Annotated in this window: 12 protein-coding genes; 5 read left to right on the forward strand and 7 right to left on the reverse strand. The window is 51.9% G+C overall.

The window, feature by feature from the left end; translation table 11 throughout:
* Positions 1 to 45: 45 nt before the first annotated feature.
* The 3 genes from KMZ15_RS00070 to fabD are packed head-to-tail and all read right to left on the reverse strand — an operon-like array spanning position 46 to position 10,632.
* Complete coding sequence (locus tag KMZ15_RS00070; protein WP_223692867.1) at positions 46 to 3,222, reverse strand: beta-ketoacyl synthase N-terminal-like domain-containing protein; 3,177 nt, start codon at positions 3,220 to 3,222, stop codon at positions 46 to 48.
* On the reverse strand, positions 3,219 to 8,759 hold the full coding sequence (locus tag KMZ15_RS00075; protein WP_223692870.1) for an amino acid adenylation domain-containing protein: 5,541 nt from the start codon (positions 8,757 to 8,759) through the stop codon (positions 3,219 to 3,221). Before KMZ15_RS00075 ends, KMZ15_RS00070 begins: the two co-directional genes overlap by 4 nt.
* The gene (fabD, locus tag KMZ15_RS00080) at positions 8,749 to 10,632 is read right to left on the reverse strand and encodes an ACP S-malonyltransferase (protein WP_223692872.1); all 1,884 of its coding nucleotides are present in this window, start codon (positions 10,630 to 10,632) and stop codon (positions 8,749 to 8,751) included. The genes KMZ15_RS00075 and fabD overlap by 11 nt, the downstream gene beginning before the upstream one ends.
* Positions 10,633 to 12,030: 1,398 nt before the next feature.
* On the opposite strand from fabD, the gene KMZ15_RS00085 reads away from it, so the two are divergent.
* Entirely contained in the window at positions 12,031 to 12,906 is an 876-nt protein-coding gene (locus tag KMZ15_RS00085; protein ID WP_223692007.1) for an IS982 family transposase, read from the forward strand.
* A 78-nt stretch (positions 12,907 to 12,984) separates the two neighbouring features.
* Here KMZ15_RS00085 and KMZ15_RS00090 read toward each other — a convergent pair whose 3' ends face one another.
* From KMZ15_RS00090 to KMZ15_RS00105, 4 genes are all read right to left on the reverse strand, one after another.
* Complete coding sequence (locus KMZ15_RS00090) at positions 12,985 to 13,587, reverse strand: exonuclease (RefSeq protein WP_223692874.1); 603 nt, start codon at positions 13,585 to 13,587, stop codon at positions 12,985 to 12,987.
* The gene (locus KMZ15_RS00095; protein WP_223692877.1) at positions 13,584 to 14,030 is read right to left on the reverse strand and encodes an SET domain-containing protein; all 447 of its coding nucleotides are present in this window, start codon (positions 14,028 to 14,030) and stop codon (positions 13,584 to 13,586) included. The genes KMZ15_RS00090 and KMZ15_RS00095 overlap by 4 nt, the downstream gene beginning before the upstream one ends.
* 96 nt (positions 14,031 to 14,126) lie before the next feature.
* Entirely contained in the window at positions 14,127 to 15,242 is a 1,116-nt protein-coding gene (locus KMZ15_RS00100; RefSeq protein ID WP_223692879.1) for a YbdK family carboxylate-amine ligase, read from the reverse strand.
* A 56-nt stretch (positions 15,243 to 15,298) separates the two neighbouring features.
* Positions 15,299 to 16,489, reverse strand: coding sequence for a cation:proton antiporter (locus tag KMZ15_RS00105; RefSeq protein ID WP_223692881.1), 1,191 nt, complete (start codon positions 16,487 to 16,489; stop codon positions 15,299 to 15,301).
* A gap of 658 nt (positions 16,490 to 17,147) precedes the next feature.
* Between KMZ15_RS00105 and mnmG the strand changes: the two genes are divergently transcribed.
* The 4 genes from mnmG to KMZ15_RS00125 are packed head-to-tail and all read left to right on the forward strand — an operon-like array spanning position 17,148 to position 21,500.
* Positions 17,148 to 19,103 carry a tRNA uridine-5-carboxymethylaminomethyl(34) synthesis enzyme MnmG gene (mnmG, locus tag KMZ15_RS00110; protein WP_223692883.1) on the forward strand — a complete coding sequence of 652 codons (1,956 nt, stop codon included), beginning with the start codon at positions 17,148 to 17,150 and terminating at the stop codon, positions 19,101 to 19,103.
* Positions 19,104 to 19,151: 48 nt separating this feature from the next.
* Complete coding sequence (rsmG, locus tag KMZ15_RS00115; RefSeq protein WP_223692885.1) at positions 19,152 to 19,814, forward strand: 16S rRNA (guanine(527)-N(7))-methyltransferase RsmG; 663 nt, start codon at positions 19,152 to 19,154, stop codon at positions 19,812 to 19,814.
* A 16-nt stretch (positions 19,815 to 19,830) separates the two neighbouring features.
* A complete protein-coding gene (locus tag KMZ15_RS00120; protein WP_223692888.1) occupies positions 19,831 to 20,598 on the forward strand; it encodes a ParA family protein in 768 nt (255 codons plus the stop codon).
* A gap of 17 nt (positions 20,599 to 20,615) precedes the next feature.
* Positions 20,616 to 21,500 (forward strand): ParB/RepB/Spo0J family partition protein, encoded by an 885-nt coding sequence (locus KMZ15_RS00125; protein WP_223692890.1) that lies wholly within the window; start codon positions 20,616 to 20,618, stop codon positions 21,498 to 21,500.
* Positions 21,501 to 21,612 lie beyond the last annotated feature (112 nt).

Here is a 21,612-nt window from a genome sequence, read left to right on the forward strand (position 1 = left end):
CCCCTTCGTAAATTTCTCTTTCGTTAGTCTTTACAATCTGATTCATTAATGCACGGGTTTTACTGCCACAATACTCGTATGCTCGGTGCCACTTAACGCCATCTCGTCATCATCGATCGCGAGACCTTCAAAGCCTACTTCTTCCACCTCAAGCCCGGCCAGCTCGCACTCCCTGACCAGCGTGTCCGGGTCAATGAGATTAATGAGATCCGTGCCACTGAGCATGGTCGTAGCATGCTCTCCTATATCCATGGCATGGCCGCCGCCGGCCTCGGCGCGCTGCTGGAAATACGCGCAGAGATCGGCGATGTAACCTGGCCACGCCTCACCCTCCGCCGCGAGCCGTTCGTAGTCTGGCACGCGCGCAGACCAGTGCGGAAAGTAAGGGCTGTCACAGGTTATAAATAGCTTGCCGCCTGGCGCGAGCCAGCGCGCCACCTTATGGATCGATTCCCGAAACGCGTCCGGCGGGAGGAAATGCAGCACTCGGGCCGCATGGATAGCGGTAAAGTGGTTCTCTGGGCAATCCATTTCTGGCAAGCTGCCACATCTGGTCGCGAGACGGCCCCGCAGCGACGGCGACAGCTGGTCGGACAGAATCGACAGGTGCCGCGCGTCGATATCCACCGCCAGCACCCGCTGCGCGCCGTGCTCGAGGGCCGCAATCGTCGCCACACCGTACGCGCAGCCCATGTCCATCACTTCGCCGCCCGCTAATGCCGCGTATTCAACGAAGGCCTCCGAGCAGGCAAGGAGTCGTGGGGTCATTGCGCCAGTACCATTGAGCGTCGGAATCATGCCGTTCAGTTGCGCCGGCATCGTCTCCACGCGAGACGGCGCGGCCGCGGCCGCCTCCAGCGCAGCGCCCTGGTCCCGTGCGACGGGTTTATGGCCCGCTGCCCGGGCGGGAATCCAAAGCTGTCTCTGCGCGAATGGATAGGTCGGCAACCCAACCTTCTTGGGCAGCGGCACACCTGCGTACAGACTGGCCCAGTCCACCTTCACACCAACCGCCCAGACCCGGGCGAGGCTGCGCAAATTGCGGGTCTCGAGCCAGTGCCGCATGGCCGACTGCATTTCCGGATTCTCGAATAGTTGACGCACGTCCTTACCGGCTTCTGCCTCGCGCTTGAGGAACGCGCGCGAATCCTCCGGGCCTTCGAGATAGCGCGCGAGATTCGTCGCCAGGCTTGACAGCGAATCGGCAAACACGACCGCACGATGGTCCCAATCATCGCGTCCCGTCTGCAGGGTATAGGCGATGTCGTCGAGCGTGTAGGTCAGCACACCTTGTAACTGCCAATCCTGCCTCGCCAGAAACTCCAACAGTCGTCTTACGAGCTGGTCAAGCTGGTCCGCCGTGCGCGCCGACAGAACGATAACCTGCTCATCGAATACCGTGTCCCGCAGCGCAGCAGGTCTCGCATCAATGTATTCGGCCAGCACCAAATGCCCTGTCACACCCCCGAAGCCGAAGTTGTGGATACCCACATGGCGCGGCAGCCGTTCGCCGTCGCGCATCTTTGGCCGCCACTCGTCCGTTTCCTGCAGGGGTTCGCAAGCGAAGGCTCCCTCGTCCGCCGCCCAGTTGAGTTCCTTCAGGTTAGCGATCTTGATCAGGGTATTCGTCTGCAAAGATAGGATCACCTTGAGCAGCGAGATAACGCCTGAGGCTCCCGAAAAATGACCCAGTTGTCCCTTGAGCGTGCCGAGCTTGGGCTTGCCCGCCCGGCGGTCACGAAAGATGTCGTGAAAGGCGTGTAATTCAATGTCGTCCGCCAGCGGATTGGCCGTGCCCTGGGCTTCGATGTAGTCGATCGCCTCCGCTGTCAGACCCGCCTGCTCGAGCGCCTCCGCGATGGTTTCGCGATGGATCCCGATATTGGGCATTGTAAGATACATACTCCTGCCGCCATGGCGTACCGATAGGCCCTTGATGACACCGTGAATCGTGTCGTTATCCCGCTTGGCGGCTGACAGAGGCTTGAGCATTACAACGCCAATGCCGTCGCTGAAGACGTGGCCGTCGGCCTGCTTGTCGAATGGCCGGATCGTGCCCTCGCCCGTAAACAATCCGAGCTTGCGATTGTAGATGTTGGCATCCGATGTCAACAACAGGTTAACCCCGCCGGCGATCGCCAACTCCGCCCGCCCGGTGCGGAGCGCGGTCACGGCCTCGTCGATGGCCACGAAGGAACTCGCGCAGGCCGCGTCGACAGTAGACACGGGCCCACGCCAGTCAAAGAAATGCGCAATCCGGTTGACCAGCATGCCAGACGCGTTGCCGGTATTGAGGTAGCCGTCGATCTCAATGCCGCCCGCACGGATCAGCTCTGCATAGTCCTGTCGTTCGATGCCAAAGAACACACCGACCCTTTTTTGCTTCAGTTGCGCCGTGGTATAACCGGCGGATTCCAAGGTTTCCCATACGGCTTGCAGGACCAGCCTATGTTGCGGATCGATCAGCGCAGCTTCGTTTGGCGCGATATTGAAATGCATCGCATCGAAACTCTTGACGTCGTCGATGAACGCGCCATGATAGCAGTCCGTCTTGTTGGCGACTGCCGGGTCACCAAAGACGGCCTGCCAGTCCCAGCGGTCGGCTGGCACCTCTGAAATAAACGGTTCGTCGGCCACCAGCTTGCGCCAGAAATCCGACAGACTAGCGGACTTGGGCAGACGCGCGCCGATGCCGACGATCGCGATGTCATCGGCGCGCTTGAGCACGCCCTGCCCCAGGAACGCGGCACCCTCCCGGTTAGCACCCTTGCGCACAGCGGGCGCGTCGAGCGAGACCGCTGCCAGCCGAGTCGTGATATCAGCCTTGATGGCTTGCGCCGGTGCCGGAGCTCCGGCTTCAGGCGGCAGCTTCGCAGCGAGGTAAGCGCTCAAGGCGGCAAGCGAAGGATGCTCAAGGAACGCGGAAGGCGCCAGTTTTAACACGTAGCGATCCGCAATCCGCCGCGAAAATTCAGTGAGCGAAATGGAATTGAAACCATAGTACGCAAGACCACGCTCCGGCTCGACCTCCTGCGCAGTGCAGCCAATCGTGTCACAAAGAAAGCCCGTCAACTCGGCAAGAATCTGCGACTTGGAGGTACCGACCTCGGCCTCGAATGACTGCATCGCACGATGCAAATCACGAATGACCTCGACCGCTTTCGCTTCAGTGATTGCTCCGTCACGCACGCTCTTGACAAAATCGTTCACATCAATTTTCATAGCACCCTCGATAATGCTTTGAGTTCCAACAAGAAGTCATCTCCGTCCATCGTCCTTTCCTTGAGCATCTTAATTAGCCTCAGATATTCGCCATGGTTGTCATCCATCAGACTGTCGCCGGGCGCGGACTGGGTATCCTGAGCCCCTATCTCATCAGAATACGGCGTCAGGAACTGGCTCTGCCAGTCGATGATTAAAGGTTCGGCGAGATGCTTAAGCGCTTCGGCATACTCGAGCTCAGTAATCTGTTGCTGACGCAACAGCTGCCGCAAGGTCTCGACTCCGAGTCCGGCCAACAGCCGGAATTTGAGCCGCCTGATTTCGGGGTCCTGCGCTTCGCCGTGGACAAACGAGCGCTGACGGCAGGTGTCAACAATCATCGGCGCATCCGGGTTGGCGTGGCGGCCTCGCAAGCGGAACTGCGCCGGGAAACTCGGCGTGTTGAGCAGCGCCCAAAACTCTTTGAACTGGACGCATGGATCCGGCACCAGGCCAAGCTTCATACCGATCACGATGCTGGCGAGCGGACCCATGACAATCTGGCGCGTGTCAGCAGCCAGCGCTAGCTCTTCAGCGCTCAGTGTGTAGTTGCCCGACACGATCTGCGCATACCAGCGCGCCGCCATCTCGAGATAGGGAAAAGTACCGACCACACCGATTTCCTGCAGCCCATACTGGTTGACCAACATCGGATTGCTCCGGTAGAACAGCCCCATCGCGAAATCGCGCTGCGCGTCAACCCCTTCCAAGTAATGCCACAGAGCATCGGTGCGATAGCCACTGCACTCCACCACCACGTCGATATCCTCGATCGCGACATCGTCGCCGCGGTGAAAACAGGCATTGCCGTCGAATCTGTCGACCTGGCCAAACACGGTCTTGATCCGGCCAGCCGCAACCAGCTCGACCACCTCGTCGTTGATGTGAATGAACGGATGCCGGAGCAGCTCGTCCAGGCTGGGGCGCAGCCCGCTACGCTCGAATGCCTCGTTAAAGACCGGCACCGACAACTCGAGTCGGTCGAGATAGCGCTGTCCACGCAGGCGCTGATCAAGCAGCAAATTGACGGGCGACACAAAATCGTTAGGCAAAAAGCCCACCATTCTCGGCAGGATGAATTTGCGCGAGCGGATGCTCCAGTACACCGCGTCCGCGACCTTACTCGCCTCGGTGGCAATGTCCATACCACTGACGCCGCTACCGATGACGAGGACACGCTTGCCCACGAACGGCGAATTATCGAAGTACTGTCCGGCATGGAGCAGTTGGCCCTTGAGCGTGTCGAGCCCCTCGATTTCAAGCCGACGCGGAATCTGATAGCGCCCGTGGCAAAGGGCAACGCCGTCGAATTCCTCAATACGGCGCTGATCACCCGTCTCGATCTCGACCTGCCACCGCTGACCGACTTCCCTCACTGAGGTCACCCTGGACCCACAGTGAATATGGCGTTTCAAATCGAAACGATCCGCATACGCTTCGAGATAAGAGCGCACGTCGTGAACGCTCGGGAACATGTCCTCCATATCACCGGGATAGAAATCCGAAAAGAAACTTGTGTCCTTCGAGTTCTGAAAGCGGGTGGTCGAATAGGTGCCAACCACCTTGTCCCGTGAGAGGTTCCAAACGCCGCCGAGCGATTGCTGGCTTTCGTAGACGATCGGCTCGTGGTTCTCCTCCAACAGCGATTTCGCCATGACGAGGCCGCCAGGCCCGGCACCAACGACACAGATCCGCTTCCGCCTCGCCGTGTTCGTCACACTGCGCCCGGCACAGTATTCCTTATGCTGAAACGGATATTTCGGCAAGGGTAAACGCCTATAAATACCGCCAATGCCAGCCCAACGCACCCGGCCCCCAGAGGTCCAGGCTTTGGCGAGCGCTGCCGGGTTTGCATCAAGATCCGCCACGGCGTAGCTGCCGTGCGATCCCGCTTCGCCCAGCGGTACGCCCGAATAAAACACGTCGCCAAGGCTGTGGGCTACGCTAGACGCATTTGGCTCCGCTGCGGCCAACATCCGCGTCGCCTGTTCAAGTTTGCTGGTAAGCTCGAACACCGTTGCGGCAACGATCGCAAGTCGCACCTCCAACGCTTGCCGCCCGACCTGGAGCGTATGGATCAAATCCGCGAAATTACAGTTGGGATTGCGGCCCAAGAAAGCTTGCATGTCCTGCAGGACGAGCGCCAGCTCATGTGGTGTGCGCGCTGAAAATACGGCAACATACGGCGCACCGCCGCTCGCCGCCACGGGCAGGTCGCGGGCCGCTCCATCCGCTTGCTGATATTCCTCGACGATCACATGCGCATTGACGCCGAAACCGTAACTGTTGATACCTGCCCGACGTGGCAACGGCTTGCCATCCGGGTCTCGTGCCGATTGCCAGGTATGATTGGCGGAACTGAGGCGAAAAGGAATCCCGGGCCAGCGGGCGGCCACGTCCTGCTCCCGAATGCCAGGCGTACCTGGGATCACACCATAGCGTATGGCAGACACGACCTTGATGAGCGCCGCCATGCCCGAGGCAACTTCCGAGTGTCCAATCGAGGGCTTCAAGCCGCTTAACATGCAGTCCTGATGCGTCCAGCCATCGCCCACCAACGGCTCGAGCGCGGACCGCAAGGCGTCGACTTCAATATCATCGCCAGCCAGCGATCCCGTACCATGCGCTTCGATATAGCCGATCGTCTCGGCGGCGATTCCGCTGTCGATAATGGCATCTCGGATCGCGGCCGCAATCCCCTGTTTATTAGGCACCGTGAGCGACGCCGCACTCCCGCCATGATTAACGCTGGTGCCTTTAATGACGGCATGAATGGTGTCATTGTCCTCGATCGCCTGCTCAAGCGGCTTGAGAATGACCATGCCCAGGGCCTCGGAACGTACATATCCGCTGGCTTCGGACTGGAAGGTCCGGGTCGCCTGGTCAGAACTCAAGAGCCCCATCGCGTGGTAGCTCTCGAAGTAATCCGGCGAGATCAGTAGATTGATACCACCCACGATCGCCTGTTCACATTCTCGATAGCGGATCGCTCTGACCGCACGATGCAAGGCGACCAGCGACGACGAACAGGTCGTCTCGACGCATTCGCTCGGGCCAAACAAGTCGAGCAAAAACGAGATCCGGTTTGGAATCATCGACGTCGCATGCCCGGTGACGAGATAGCCCTTGTTCCCCGCCCGCTTCGCCGCGTCGACCGCGTAGTTGTTCTGCGAGGCGGCGACGAAGACACCGCTGCGCCGCCGCCGGAATACCTCGGGCGCAATTCCCGCGTCTTCTAGCGCATGCCAGACGCAGGTCAGCATGAGGCGTTGCTGCGGATCCATCAGTTCAGCTTCCCGAGGCGAAATCCGGAAAAACGCCGGATCGAAATCAAACACGCCCAACATAAATCCGCCCCATGCCGCCGCCAAGTCGGTCGCGTCTTGCGCCGCACCGCCGTTGTCACCCAGCAGGGCCGGCCGCGCAAGCGCAGCAGCAGAAATGCAGTTACGTCCGTTCACCACATGATCCCAGAAAGCCTCAACGGTATCCGCGAGCGGAAACTTACCCGCCATGCCGACGATTGCGATGTCATGTCGTTCGACGCCCCGCGCGCCACCTTGGCCAGCGTGTTCCATCATACTTTCTCGATCAGTGCGCGCGGCTTTTGGCGGCGCATGTCGATCTGCGCCGTGCACCGACCCGGTATCCCGCGTGCGTGCCGTTCCCCCGGCAGATTCGGCGACGGCCAGTAGGCTAGGCGTGAGCACCAACTGGGCGATCTTCGATGGCGTTTCGTCGTGCGACAAGCTGGCGACCGTGAGCTCGCAACCGAAAGTCCGGTTGAGGTTGGTGATAAACATATTCGCTGTGATCGAGTCACCGCCGATAGCGACAAAACGACTGTCAGCGCGAATATTATCGACCCCGAGCAACCAGTGCCACTCGCTAATGATGTATTGCACCACCTCACCGCTGTCGGCGCTCTGCACACTGTTCGATGCCGAAACTGGACGCCGAGACAGTTCCTTCCGATCCAGCTTACCACTCGGTGTCAATGGAATCTGCTCAAGCTCAATAAAAAATGCCGGGACCATGTAGCCCGGCAAATGTTCACTGAGATAGATCCGAAGCGCCTCGCCCGACCAGCCGCTGGGCCGGGCGCTATCCGCCGGCACCCAGTAGGCCACTAGCTGACCACCCCCGGCATTCTCCTTAACCACCACCACGGACTGGCGGATGCCCGGATAGGCGTCCAGGCGCGCCTCAATCTCACCCGTTTCCACCCGGTAGCCACGAATCTTCACTTGGTTGTCGATGCGCCCAAGATGGGTGATGACACCCCATGCACGCCAGCAGGCGAGATCGCCCGTGCGATACAAACGGCCGCCGGGTTCAAATGGATTGGCAATGAATTTTTCGGCGGTGAGCGCCGGCTTGTTCAAGTAACCCTCGGCCAGCCCTGCGCCCGCGATGCAGAGCTCGCCTGGCTCGTCGATGCCGCACAAGCTCTGATCTTCCCGCATGATGTAGATGCGGGTATTGGCAATCGGCCGGCCGATGGACACGGGTTGCGCAAAATCCAGCTTATCGACGGTCGACCAAATCGTCGTCTCAGTCGGCCCGTACATGTTCCAAATCTCGCTGCGCGTCTGCGCGAAGAAGTTTTTCAATGTATCCGACAATGGCTCACCACCGCACAGAATCCGGACCTGTTCAGCATTCGACCAGCCCGCTTGAAAAAGCATCATCCAAGTCGCAGGTGTGGCCTGCATCATCGTCGGCTTGACCTGACCGATCAGCGCCATCAGCCGATGCGCGTCCGCCGCTGTCTGCGTCGGACAGAGCCAACAGCGACCTCCGCTGACAAGCGGCAGCAAGAGCTCCAGGCCGGAAATGTCGAAGCAATGCGTGGTCACGGCGAGCAGCACATCATCGTCTGCCATGCCAGGCATCTCCGCCATCGACAGCAGAAAATTGGTCAGCGCAGCGTGGTTGATCATCACGCCCTTGGGCTGCCCTGTGCTGCCCGACGTATAGATCACGTAGGCTAATTGTCCATCTACCAAGGCTTGCGTGGTTGGTTGGGCCGGGCTCATCCTAATCCGCGACCACTGTGCGTCGATCACGATGCACTCGCATCTTCCGCCCGCCAAGGCAGTTGCGGTTTCTTCGAGCACGCCATGCGTGAGGATCAGCAAAGTGCCGCTATCCGCCAGCATGTCGCGCAGCCGCTGTTCCGGATATGCTGGGTCGAGCGGCACATAAGCGCCACCCGCCTTAGCGACGGCCAACATCGCCACCACTAGATCAACCGAACGGTTCATAAAGATCGAAACCCGGGCACCCAGCGCGACGCCCCGCTCAACTAGGTAGCCCGCCAATTGTGAGCTGCGCCAGTCCAGGTCTGCATAATTCAAGTGTCGATCGCCATCGCTGATGGCGATCGCATGCGGTCGAGTGCGCACTATCGACCCAAAAATATGGTGAAATCCCACATCGATGGGGAAGTCCCGCGATGTCTGGTTCGATGCCTGAGAAACAAGGTCAGCCCGCATGATGGTAGTCCTGTCTGAGCTCGTGCAACAAGCTGGAAAGGCTCGCCACGTCCTTTCCAAACCGATTGATCGCATGGTGATATCGCTTGGAATCAAGCTCTGTGTACTTGATGAAATTGGCCAGGGAACCCGTCGCACTCAGGTCTACAAAGACGTTCGGTGAGGTCCCCAATGCGAGTCCCCGAATCAGTGCATGAAAATCCACCTTCTTGCGGACGATGTTCCAGATATACTCACCCGGGTTGAGCAGATCACGCGCTTCGACCGTACGCCCGTAAGTAGACGAGTAATAAGGTATACGAGGAGGACGCATTTCCATGCCATCGGCGAGCGCCATGACCTTAGCCCTGACGAACTCGAGATGGCTCGAATGAAATGGGTACAGGACCGGCAGCTCGAGCGACAGAACATCCATCTCGCTCAAGCTGGTTTTCACGCGATCCAGTGCGGCCCTAGGGCCAGCAACGCAGAAGTTTTCAGCGAAGTTAACAGCAGCCAGTTCAACGCCCTGATAGACGTCCGGATAGCGGTCGAAATGAGCAAGCGGCGCCAGTACACTCAGCATGCCGCCTAGCGCACAATCGTTGGCCAGGACTTGCGCCTGCCGCATGGTCAGACGTAATCCGTCCTCCCAGGATAGGCAGCCGGCCACCGTCAGCCCGATGTACTCGCCGAGGCTATAGCCCAGCACAGCCCCCGGTTCAATGCCTGCGGCGCGCATCACTGCCGTCAGACTGTACCCTATACTGAAGAGAGCTGGGTGGGTGTGAAGAATCGCATTGAACGGATCGTAGATCTGGCGGCGGTCATCGTACATAATCGGCACCAGCGATTGCCCAAGTTCCGGCTGGACGAGCGCGCTGCATGCGTCCAACTGTCGACGGAAGACAGGATTCTCGTCGTATAGCTGCCGCCCCATTTGGAAGTATTGAGTTCCCTGGCCGCCATACATGAAGACCGTGCCGTTCGTGCCGTGTGTCTTGAGCGGTGCTGCCACAGGATCGTTGACGATCGGCATCGGCGTCTTCATGATCGAACTGGTCAGCTTTGTCAGGACGGCACCGGGGCCGATCTGCTCGATGTTGCGGCAGTTCCGGGCCAACAGCCAGGAAATCGTTTCATACCATTTCACCGGACTTGAGATTTGCTGACTGAGCAGACTGGCATAGTCATCGCGCGGATACGGACGAGCTGTAACATTCGCAATCACATCGGTTTTCAGGGGACGCAGTTCGAAGCCAGCGAGATAGTCGGAGAATTGTCGCTCAACCTCCGTCATGTAGCGCGAATGGAATGCGGCGCTCACGTCCAGCGGGATGTACCTGGCCCCGGCCTGTTCGAAGATCAATCTCGTCTCACTCGAATGGATGTCATCGTAAAGACCGGAGAGGATGATCTGATCGCCAGAGTTGATGTTGGCAAGATCGACCGCCTCCAGGTTGGATGTTAGTAAAAGGTCGCGCACCCTCTCAACGCTCAATCCGATAATTGCCACCATCGCCCCCTTCGGAGCCTGGCTCATTAGCTGGCCCCGGCGTTGGACCAGTTTAAGGCCGGTCGAAAAATCGAAGGCCCCGGCAGCGAAGAGCGCGCAATACTCTCCCAAAGAATGACCTGCAAGATATCTCACGCCGTCGGCATGACCTTTGCGGGCTTGAGCCAAGTACATCAGTGCGCCGACTGTGTACAGAGCAGGCTGTGTGTATTCGGTCTTGCTGAGCACCCGATCTCGATCCTCTAGGCAAAGCGCCTTGATCGAATAACCCAGAATTTCATCCGCTTGCCGTACGTAATCAGGAAACTCGTCGAAAACGTCCCGCCCCATCCCCTTGTATTGAGCGCCCTGACCAGGAAACACATAAGCTGCATTCATCTTAGCAAACCCCATTGAGATATCGGCACGTCATCCTCACCTTGCATGGCTCACCCAATGCGTGGCAACAGACAGTCGACCAGCACGGCGCCAAGAGTCAGCATCGTAAGTAACGGCGTCTCCGACTTTGAAGTACTTCGATCTATCGGAACAGGTCCAACATTACGCCCGTAACAGGCGCACAAATAAATACAGAATGCTTTGCTGCAGGGTCACCGAATGCGCGCTTTTGCGATGTCAATATTGTTTGTCTCGCGTGCCGCATTACCCAAGGTCAGCAAATGTTCACTAAACATCAGAATCGCGTTAATCTGCGCGTACCAGTATCAATAAGACAAGCGCCACGAGTAGCGACAGTGGCCCTGCGCCTGATCCACAGCTGGCCCGCTACGACGATTTCTCCAACCATTTGCAATTTCGACGCCACCGCGCGCTGCAAAAACGGAAGCTTCTGTTCAGAGTAATCTGTTTCCATCAACTGTCTCCTGAGGAAAATTATTATAGTTATAAAGCTATAGCGTGATTGCCTAATATAGCCACAATCACTGGGAATTACCTAGGATTGCGCCAAGTCTTAACTTATTTAAAGCTCTTCATTTAGATGCATATCGAACTCAAAACAGTGGCGCGATAGGCACAACTTATACGTAAATTCCCTCTCCTAATCTGCTACGCTGGAAATATATAATTTGTTTTAGATTATCCTACAATGAGGTCTGTCGTCAATAACAAACGCCATAAATAGCAGGGCGATCGCGCTATAAAAGCATTGCATTTGGCCAGAGAAAGAAACCAGTATTAAAGTGATCGGCATTCCATCAAATGAGGGGCCTATTGCAGAAATTAAAACTATAGTCGATACAGGAAAGTACAAGTGGATCTAGCTTGCTTTGGCCATAGAGCTATTCCAGTGCCCGGACAACAGGGCTATTTAGAAACGCATGGACTTGGGAACGACGCTGCCTAAACCATTAGGCCGTGCTATAGCGTTGGTATGAACGTCGATTCTATCGTGCTCGTGTATCGCACGGATGCTTTAAAAGAAAAATCCCCCACATAAGGAAAAGCCCCGCAGCAAAAAATTGCTGAGAGGCTTATAAACACTGGCGCGGCTGGCAGGATTCGAACCCACGACCCCTTGGTTCGTAGTTATGTCGTCAACGCTAAGTTGTTGATTTTTAACGATATTAATTGATTGCTCCTTACCATATTTTGCACTCTTTTGTACCGTTTTTAGCAGTCGAGTCCCCCACATAAAATCTTTTCTAACCTGAATTCGGGATAAGGAAATGCAGAGGTAAGGGAAGAAATTTTTCTAGAAAATGAAGCGGGCACTGAGTATTTCGAAGAGAATATAAGTTTTGCGAACAGAAACCTCTAAGAAAAAACGGAGCGCCCGTGGATAATCTTACAGAACTTTATTGCTTGATGGATGATTTTTGCAAAGAATTTGAGCCGGAGCTCAACAAAAAGTTGTTATCTAGCGGAAAACGCAAACGCTTGCGTGCTACAAGCCTATCTTTAGCAGAACTGATGACGCTAGTCGTGCTTTTTCATCAAATTCGCTATCGGCAATTCAAGTCATTCTACAGCAATCATGTTTGCCAGCATCTGCGTGAAGCCTTTCCGAATCTGCCTTCGTATAATCGCTGTATTGAACTGCTACCACGCTGTAACCTTGCTTTGGCCGCTCTGTTTGAAACCCTCAAAGGGCAATGTTCAGGGATTTCTATTGCAGACTCTACGCCTATTGCAGTGTGCGACAATCTGCGTATTAGTCGCCACCGTGTATTTGACGGCATGGCAGCGCGTGGTAAGAGTTCCACAGGATGGTTCTTTGGCTTCAAGCTGCATGCAATCATTAATCACCAGGGTGAACTGCTGAGTATTCGACTCACGCCGGGTAATGTCGATGATCGTAAGCCTTTGCCTGAACTAGCGCACTCACTGTTCGGCACACTTTATGCGGATAAAGGATATCTTTCAAAAAAACTCTCGCAGACCTTAAAAGAACTCGGCATTGATCTGATTACCAAGGTTCGACGCAATATGAAGCGCGTTACCTTGTCTGCTTTCGATCAAGCTTTATTGTGCCGCCGTTCAATTATCGAAACCGTCTTTGATGAACTGAAAAATCTTTGCCAGATTGAGCATACTCGACATCGCTCTCCTATTAATTTTGCCGTCAACTTACTCAGCGGCATCATCGCTTACTGCCTTATGCCAAATAAGCCTAAACTCCCTTTGGGACCTTGCCAGAATGCGTTGGCTTAACCCGAATTGAGGTTAAAAGTAGAAAAAATGCCACAATTTTGATGTTGATTAGGAAGTCGTGCGGTGAAGAAAAATTTATTAAAGTGATTCGTCCGTGCCAGAACTATTTTCTTTTTGTTGCGCCCGCAACTCAGCCAGCATATTACAAAACAACGCACCTTGTTCGATTGCATCATCAAGTGCAACATGAGTATGCGGATGCGCATCAAACCAATGGGCTGGAAAACGCGGTTTAATGCATTTCCTGTAAGGCAAGCCCGTCATAGCAAAGGCCAGCGTTTTAATATCAAGCGCCGACCAAGAAAAAGGGCAACGGCCAACAAAACGCATCATGTACCAAAACATGAAGGTAAAATCAAAACCCGCAGGAAATGCCACAAACACCGGTTTACCCGGCAATGCTTCAACCCATGCAACATAGTCCGCGAGGGCTTTTTCCGGCGTCTGCAAGCTCTGCCGACTGGCAGCCCATGCCTGGGGCTGTGTTTTCCACCAAGCGGCCTGCACGGGGTGCGCAGTCGCTTCTGGCAGCGTTTCAAGATTGGCACTAAAAGTTGCCACTAGACGTTTATCTGAAGTGTAGGCTGCTGAAGCAAAGCTTAGCATTGAATGTGGTCCAGGAATTGGGCCATCCGCTTCAACATCCGTACTTACGTAAATTTCTTCTATTGCATTATTCATTTTGGCGCGAGCATCGTTTTTCGGCACTTACGCGCGCCACAGTGGCATGCATAAGCCAGTTTTAACGCTTTAGTGTGGCGTGCATCACAGACTAGCCCATAATCATAAAATAATTCTTTGCCTGCTTCGATCGTGCGTGACGCGTAGATGTAAATACGCCCATTAATTTCTTCAGCATAGCAATTTGGCGCGCATGAATGATTTATCCAACGCGCGCTGTTACCTCCAAAATTAGCATCGATGACATTGCCATCGTCCAAAGCGAAATAAAAGGTGTGATTGGGTTCATCTGGATTCCAAGGGTGACGTCTTTCAGCTTCTTCCCATGAAATAAGCTCACCTTTGTATTCAAAAATACGTTCGTCTGCAAGCAATCGCCGCGCAGCAAACACCCCTCGTCCATGCACGCTTGAGCGGCGTACGGCCATTTTGCGCAAGCTCATCCAAGCGTTCCTCTTTTTACTAATGAATTGTTTAGGTTATTCATCCAGCAAGCCTTTTCAACATAATGCCTAGAATTTCTCTTCGTTCAGCAGATGTCAATTACGCCAAAGCTGACATTGTTGGCGCACTGTTTCATGCAAAGAGCCTTGCTCGCGATATACCTCGCGCAGCCAGGTCGCATCATTTGTCTGCTCTTGAGCAAGCTTGCGCACCACTTCAAGCGCGTCTGTACACTCTAATTCTTGTGCGTGTGGCATAAGCACATCAAGGGTCATCATGATATCTTGTGCAATCGTACGCCGCTCGCCGCTTTGTGGATTAACATTCATCCCTGCAAGTCCAAAGCGGCACGCCTCAAATCGGTTAAAGTTGTAAACTAGGTAATCGTCTTCATGCAGTGTTAATGGCCTATCAAGCAATAAGTAGCGTGCCAGCGCCTGAATATAGCAAGCAATGGCGGCTGCTTTTTCTACTGATAATGGCGTATCCATCACGCGAACTTCAACTGTGCCAAAGTTAGGTTTTGGTCTAATATCCCAATAAAAATCCTTCATGCTCTGAATTACGCCGGTACTGATCATCTTTGCGTAATATTCTTCAAAATCAGACCAAGTCAGCGCAAAAGGTGCACGGCCACTCATTGGAAAAGCAAATACTGAATTCAGTCGGGCTGAATGAAAACCCGTATCTGCTCCTTGCACGAAGGGCGATGATGCCGATAGGGCAATAAAATGCGGGATATAGCGTGATAATGAATGAAGCAAAAAAAGCGAGCTGTCTGCGTCTGGGCAACCAATGTGAACATGCTGGCCAAATATAGTAAATTGTTTTGCAAGATAGCCGTACAGTTCCGATATATAGTGAAAACGTGGTTCATCGGAAATCTGCCGGTCATGCCAGCGCTGAAATGCATGGGTGCCACCGCCACATAAGCCAATATTCAGTTTTTCAGCTGCCGTGACCAATACATCACGGAGTACTCCCAAATCAGTCAATGCTTGATGGTAATTGGTGCAAATACCAGTTGCCATTTCGATCATGCTCTCTGTGATCTCAAGTTTGATATCACCTGGCACTTTTTGATCCTTAACCAGCCGCATCAGATCTGAGGCGGCTTTAGTTAGATCATAATCGTGTGTGTTAACGAGTTGAATTTCAAGCTCTATACCAAAAGTAAACGGCTTAGATGGGTTAAAAGGTTCAAGACTCATTGTCAAGCTAACTCCTATTTAGAACAACCCTCTAAAAGGGCCGTCCCGGATAATTTTTATTGCCTTCGTTCACCGATAGACGATAGGCTCGAATAGACCAGAAGCGGCGTGAATAATTGCAAGATGACAATTGCGCACAGCATAATTGCTCGTAATTGCGGATCAAAATCTGGATAAAGATTATAAGTATTTTCAACTAACAGATAAGCAAAGGCAGACATTGGTGCTAGTGCTAAACCAAGTACCACACCCTGTTTTACATTAATTCCACTCGGCTTAGCAAAAGTTAAAACGCCAATCAGTTTTGCCAGCATACGTGCAGCAATCATCGCCAGCGCCGCAAACCCGCCAAGAGCTACGTAGCTCCATTTAAATGAAATCAGCGTAATAACAAAAAGGACTACCGTTAAAAGCCAGCCTGCGGTACCGAAGTGTGCTGGCCATAACTGTGGACGCGGATCGAAATTTTTAAGAATAATGCCAGCCGCGAGCAAAGCGAGAAGAGTCGAGAGCTCTAGCATGTGGGTAATCGCAATGGCTAGTAGTACGAGTCCAATTAAGATAACAAACGAATGCTCGTCTTGTAAATTGACCCGCCGACAGCTACGCGCAAGCACATAGGCTACCGCGAGTGAGCCTACGATAAGATACAAGGGCTCAGTTAGCGTAGCAAATAGATTGCCATAGTATTCTTGGTGCATCCAAGTTGATACAAGTTCTAACAGGACCACCGCATACATACTATTTAGCGCGGTCAATGCGAGTAATCTTTCGGTAACTTGTCCCTCGCTTTTAAGTTCATTTTTTAACTGGATGACCATTGTAGGTGAAGTTGCAATTGCAATAGACGCGATCACTGTTGTTGTCATCAGTGGAACACCTATCAGTTGCAATACGATCATCACCATAGCGAAGGTTAATGTGGCTTCAGCAAGGCTGGTTGCAATCAGCCATGGATTCTTACGAATCCATCGTAAGCTAAGCCGGCTACCTAATTCAAAGAGCAGCATTCCAAGTGCTACGTCCATTAAAAATCGCGCATCATTGGCTAGCGCACTATCAATCACGCCAAAGCCTGCCGAACCTGCAAGCAAGCCGATAATGCTATAGCCTGTAATGCGTGGCAGACGCCATGCTTTCCAGCACAATTCACCACATAAACCTGCTGTTAGTAGAGTCAGCCCTACCCAAAACACTGCATCTGGAACGAGTGGCCAATGAGGCAAATATGAAAACGCCGATTTCATCAGTAACTTTCCTTGGTTAAACAATGTTGCAGAAGTTGGATCTACGTACTTGCATAGTGCTTGATACGGATACCTATCAATGCACATTAGTTGTTCTACGAGCTAAGCGAATGCATTAAAAGGCAATAGCCCTCTTACTATTTTTAGTGAACAGAGTGGCTTGATACATTTGGAGAGCCCTTATTGTGCCACAGCTTTTGGGAAGATTTTCATTTGAAATAAAGATAAGTATTTGGCGTTGGAAGGCGAGTTGTCTAGGTTTACTGGTTTTTATAATAGCTTTATATATACAAATAGTAGTAACAATAAGCCTCCAAGATTTCTGTGGAAAAGTAGATTTTTCGCTTTGAAATCAAGTGGATAGAAGATATATAAGCGCTTGTAAAAATATCGTATGGGGAAGTGGATAAAGAGGATAACTTTTTTCTGAAGTTGAAAAAGAGGGAGTTATCCAGAATGCGTCCACATCATTTCCTCAGGATTAGAGTCTACTTATCCACAGCCTTTTGTGGATAAGTAAGATGAGTTGTTTAGGTCAATGAGTAGAAATTGTTTCACGTGAAACAGTCATCAAAAAACATTATTTATGTGAAGTCTTTAACCGTTATAATAAAAGACCAAAAATTTTGAAGGTTCACGCGACAACGTGTGAAATGCAATGCTTTATCCAACAGAATTCGATGTCATTATTGTCGGCGGTGGCCACGCTGGTACAGAAGCGGCTTTAGCTAGCGCTCGTATGGGTTGTAACACACTGCTGTTAACCCATAATATTGAAACTTTAGGCCAAATGAGCTGTAATCCGTCAATTGGCGGAATTGGCAAGGGACATCTGGTTAAAGAAATTGATGCGTTAGGGGGAGCAATGGCCCTAGCAATAGATGAGGCGGGCATCCAGTTTCGTACACTTAACTCATCAAAAGGCCCAGCAGTGCGAGCGACTCGGGCTCAAGCCGATCGCGTGTTATATAAACAAGCGATCCGTCATCGTTTAGAAACTCAGCCTAATTTGCATTTATTTCAGCAAGCTGTGACTGATTTAATAGTTCAAGGTGATCGAGTAACTGGTGTTCAAACCCAGTTAGGTATCCATTTTAGCGCGCGATCAGTCGTGCTCACTGCGGGTACGTTCTTAGATGGAAAAATTCATGTTGGATTAAATCATCATTCTGGTGGTCGCGCAGGCGATCCAGCCGCAGTTCAACTTTCTGCACGTCTTAAAGAATTGAAGCTCGCGCAAGGACGGTTGAAAACAGGAACCCCACCGCGGATTGATGGCCGTACTATTGATTTTTCAAAGCTGCAAGAGCAACCAGGAGATAACCCGACTCCAATTTTTTCTTTTATCGGACATGCTCACCAACACCCTGCTCAATTATCATGCTGGATAACCCACACTAATCAGCGCACGCATGACATCATTCGTGCAAGCTTAGATAGATCACCGATGTATACAGGAGTGATTGAAGGAACCGGGCCACGCTACTGTCCATCCATTGAAGATAAAATTCACCGTTTTGCAGATAAAACTGCGCATCAAATTTTTCTTGAGCCAGAAGGGTTGTTGACGCATGAAATTTACCCAAATGGAATTTCCACAAGTTTGCCTTTTGATGTTCAATTAGAACTTGTACGTTCGATGTCTGGACTGGAACATGCGCATATTTTGCGGCCAGGCTATGCGATTGAATATGATTATTTTGATCCACGTGGCTTAAAAGCATCATTAGAAACAAAAGCCATTCAAAATCTCTTCTTTGCTGGCCAAATTAATGGCACAACTGGCTATGAAGAAGCGGCTGCACAAGGGCTTTTGGCGGGGATAAATGCAGCGCTTAAAGTTCAAGAAAAATCGGCCTGGGTTCCACGCCGCGATCAAGCTTATTTAGGCGTATTGATTGATGATTTAGTGACACGTGGTGTCTGTGAGCCTTATAGAATGTTTACAAGCCGGGCTGAATATAGGCTCAGTTTGAGGGAAGACAATGCTGATATGCGTTTAACTGAAATAGGCTGGAATTTAGGTGTTGTTGATAAAGTTCGTTGGGAAATTTTTAGCCGCAAGCGCGAAGCTGTTTCACGTGAAACAAAAAGACTAAAATCAATTCGTGTGACTCCAAAGACACTATCAGCAGAAGAGGCAACTTCATTATTAGGTAAGCCTATTGAACACGAATATAGCCTTGCCGATCTGTTACGACGTCCAGGTATTAGTTATACGGCGCTTATGGCGATGCAAAATAGTGTTTATGTCCCTACGGAAGCGCTAGCGGATGATGAGTACCTAAGGCAACAAATCCAAGAGCAGGTAGAAATCAGTCTTAAATACGAAGGGTATATTGAGCGCCAGGCGAACGAGATTGAACGGAATGAGGCACATGAAAATACCAGCCTACCCAATAAGTTTGATTACACTAAGGTTCGTGGTTTGTCGGTTGAAGTGTGCCAAAAATTAAATCAATATCAACCGGAAACCATAGGGCAAGCTTCACGAATTTCCGGCGTGACGCCTGCCGCGATTTCACTTTTGATGGTTCATTTGAAAAAGAAATTTAATCAAAATATCCAGTTAAATTCCGCGGAAACAAATAATAACCAACAATCGAAGGCTTGATAAATTGAGCTATATGGTTCAATTGATTTCGCTTTATTTAAAAACAATATGCAAATAAATTCACGGTTGCTTGCCAATACGCTTAATGAAGGCGCTATGGCAGCAGGTGTTGTACTGAATGACAACCAGCAAACGCGTTTGCTGGCTTATCTTGAATTACTTACGAAGTGGAACCGGGTCTATAATCTAACCGCGATCCGTGATCCGTATCAGATGTTAGTCCAACATTTACTGGATTCATTAGCCATTCTGCCCCACCTTAGCCGGTGTGCCCCATCAAATTTGCTTGATGTTGGCTCTGGTGGTGGTTTGCCAGGGGTTGTCTTGGCGATTGCGCAACCCGCTTGGAAGGTGACGTTGAATGATATTGTTCACAAGAAAACGGCTTTCTTGCAGCAAGCCAAAGTAACGCTCGCCTTGCCAAATGTTGCCGTTGTAACAGGCCGGATTGAGTCATTGCAGCCAGGCGTTGAGGTTGAGCAGCCGTTTGATATCATTCTTTCCCGTGCTTTTGCTAAATTAGCGGATTTTGTCTCACTTGCTCGCCATTTGTTAGCCCCAGGCGGTTCAATCTGGGCAATGAAAGGCACCCAGCCGGCAACAGAAATAGAGGCCTTACCGGCTGATGCGAAGGTCGTCAATATGATTGAGCTTGCGGTTCCGTTCCTTGATGCGAAACGGCATCTTGTTCAAATCAAGCTTGGCGCTTGAAATAAAAGGCTAGATAATGGTTAAAATCTTTTGCGTTGCAAACCAAAAAGGTGGGGTTGGTAAAACCACCACCACGGTCAATCTTGCTGCTAGTCTAGCTGCGCATAAGCAGCGCGTCTTGTTAGTTGATCTTGATCCGCAGGGCAATGCAACGATGGGCAGTGGTATTGACAAGACGCAGTGTGAATCTACGCTTTATGATGTTTTAGTGGATGGCACAGCATTTGCCGAGGTACGCGTAAAATCAGCAGCAGGCTATGATGTGCTACCTGCTAACCGTGAGCTCGCTGGTGCTGAAATTGAGCTTGTTAACCGTCCTCAAAGAGAGCGACAACTTAAAAATGCGATTGCTACCGTTAGTGCGGAATATGATTTCATCTTAATCGATTGTCCACCCGCATTATCATTACTTACGCTCAATGGCTTATGTTGCGCTAATGGCGTAATTATCCCAATGCAATGTGAGTATTTTGCGCTTGAGGGTCTTTCTGATTTAATCGACACGATTAAGCGTGTGCATGCCAATCTCAACCGTGAGCTGCAAATTATTGGTTTATTACGGGTCATGTTCGATTCACGGATTACGTTACAACAACAAGTATCCGATCAACTCGAGCAGCATTTTGGCGATAAAGTGTTTAATACCATTATTCCGCGCAATGTGCGGCTAGCAGAAGCGCCTAGTCATGGCATGCCTGGCGTGGTTTTTGATCGAAACTCCCGAGGCGCACAAGCTTATATGCAATTTGGCGTCGAGATGATTAAGCGTATTCGGGCAAAATAGAAACGAAAGAGAGCGAAATGAATGCAGTAAGCAGAAAAAAGGGTTTGGGACGCGGACTTGAAAGTTTGCTAGGCGCGGGAGTTCATGTGCTTGATAGCGCACCTCAAGAAGGCCGCCCAACTACATTGCGACTCGCGCAATTGCAGCCCGGTAAATATCAGCCGCGTACCAGAATGGACGAAAGTGCATTGCAAGAGCTTGCAGCCAGTATTCGTGCCCAGGGTTTAATCCAGCCGCTTTTAGTACGTCCGCTTAGGAACAGTGACAACTATGAAATCATTGCGGGTGAGCGGCGCTTTCGGGCGGCAGGCTTGGCAGGACTGAGTGAAGTGCCGGTCCTGGTCAGGGATGTTCCTGACCAAGCTGCTGCAGCAATGGCCTTGATTGAAAATATCCAGCGTGAAGATCTAAATCCGCTGGAAGAAGCACAAGGGATTCAACGCCTATTAAATGAATTTGATTTTACCCATGAACAAGCGGCGCAAGCGGTTGGCCGCTCGCGTAGCGCAGTGTCAAATTTATTGCGCTTACTTAATCTAGCGCAGCCAGTGCAAGTTATGCTGGTTGCTGGAGATCTGGATATGGGGCATTCACGAGCGCTGTTGGCCGTGGATGCTGCTGCGCAGATCACACTTGCTAACCAGATTGTTAATCGACGGCTGTCTGTGCGTGAGGCTGAAAAACTGGTAACGGCCTCGCTTAAATCGACCCTAGCGTCACCTAAACGGGCGCATGAAAAAGGGCAAGATCTTATGCGGCTTGAAGAAGAACTCTCTGATGCGTTAGCGGCAACAGTTAAAATCAAATTAAAACGTAAAGGTCAAGGCCAGTTAACGATTGATTTTGGTGGACTTGATGCGCTTGAAGGCATTATTGAGCGTCTACGTGTTCATCAGGACTAGAGAGTTACAAAAACTTCTCTCTTGATTAAAAAATCACTTAATACAAAAACTTGAGCTCTGACACAGAATCGCTTACAATTGCCCGCGCTGTTTGTTTATAGCGTGCGATCTC

Source organism: Mycoavidus sp. HKI (assembly GCF_020023735.2).
In the GTDB taxonomy this organism is placed as follows: domain Bacteria; phylum Pseudomonadota; class Gammaproteobacteria; order Burkholderiales; family Burkholderiaceae; genus Mycoavidus.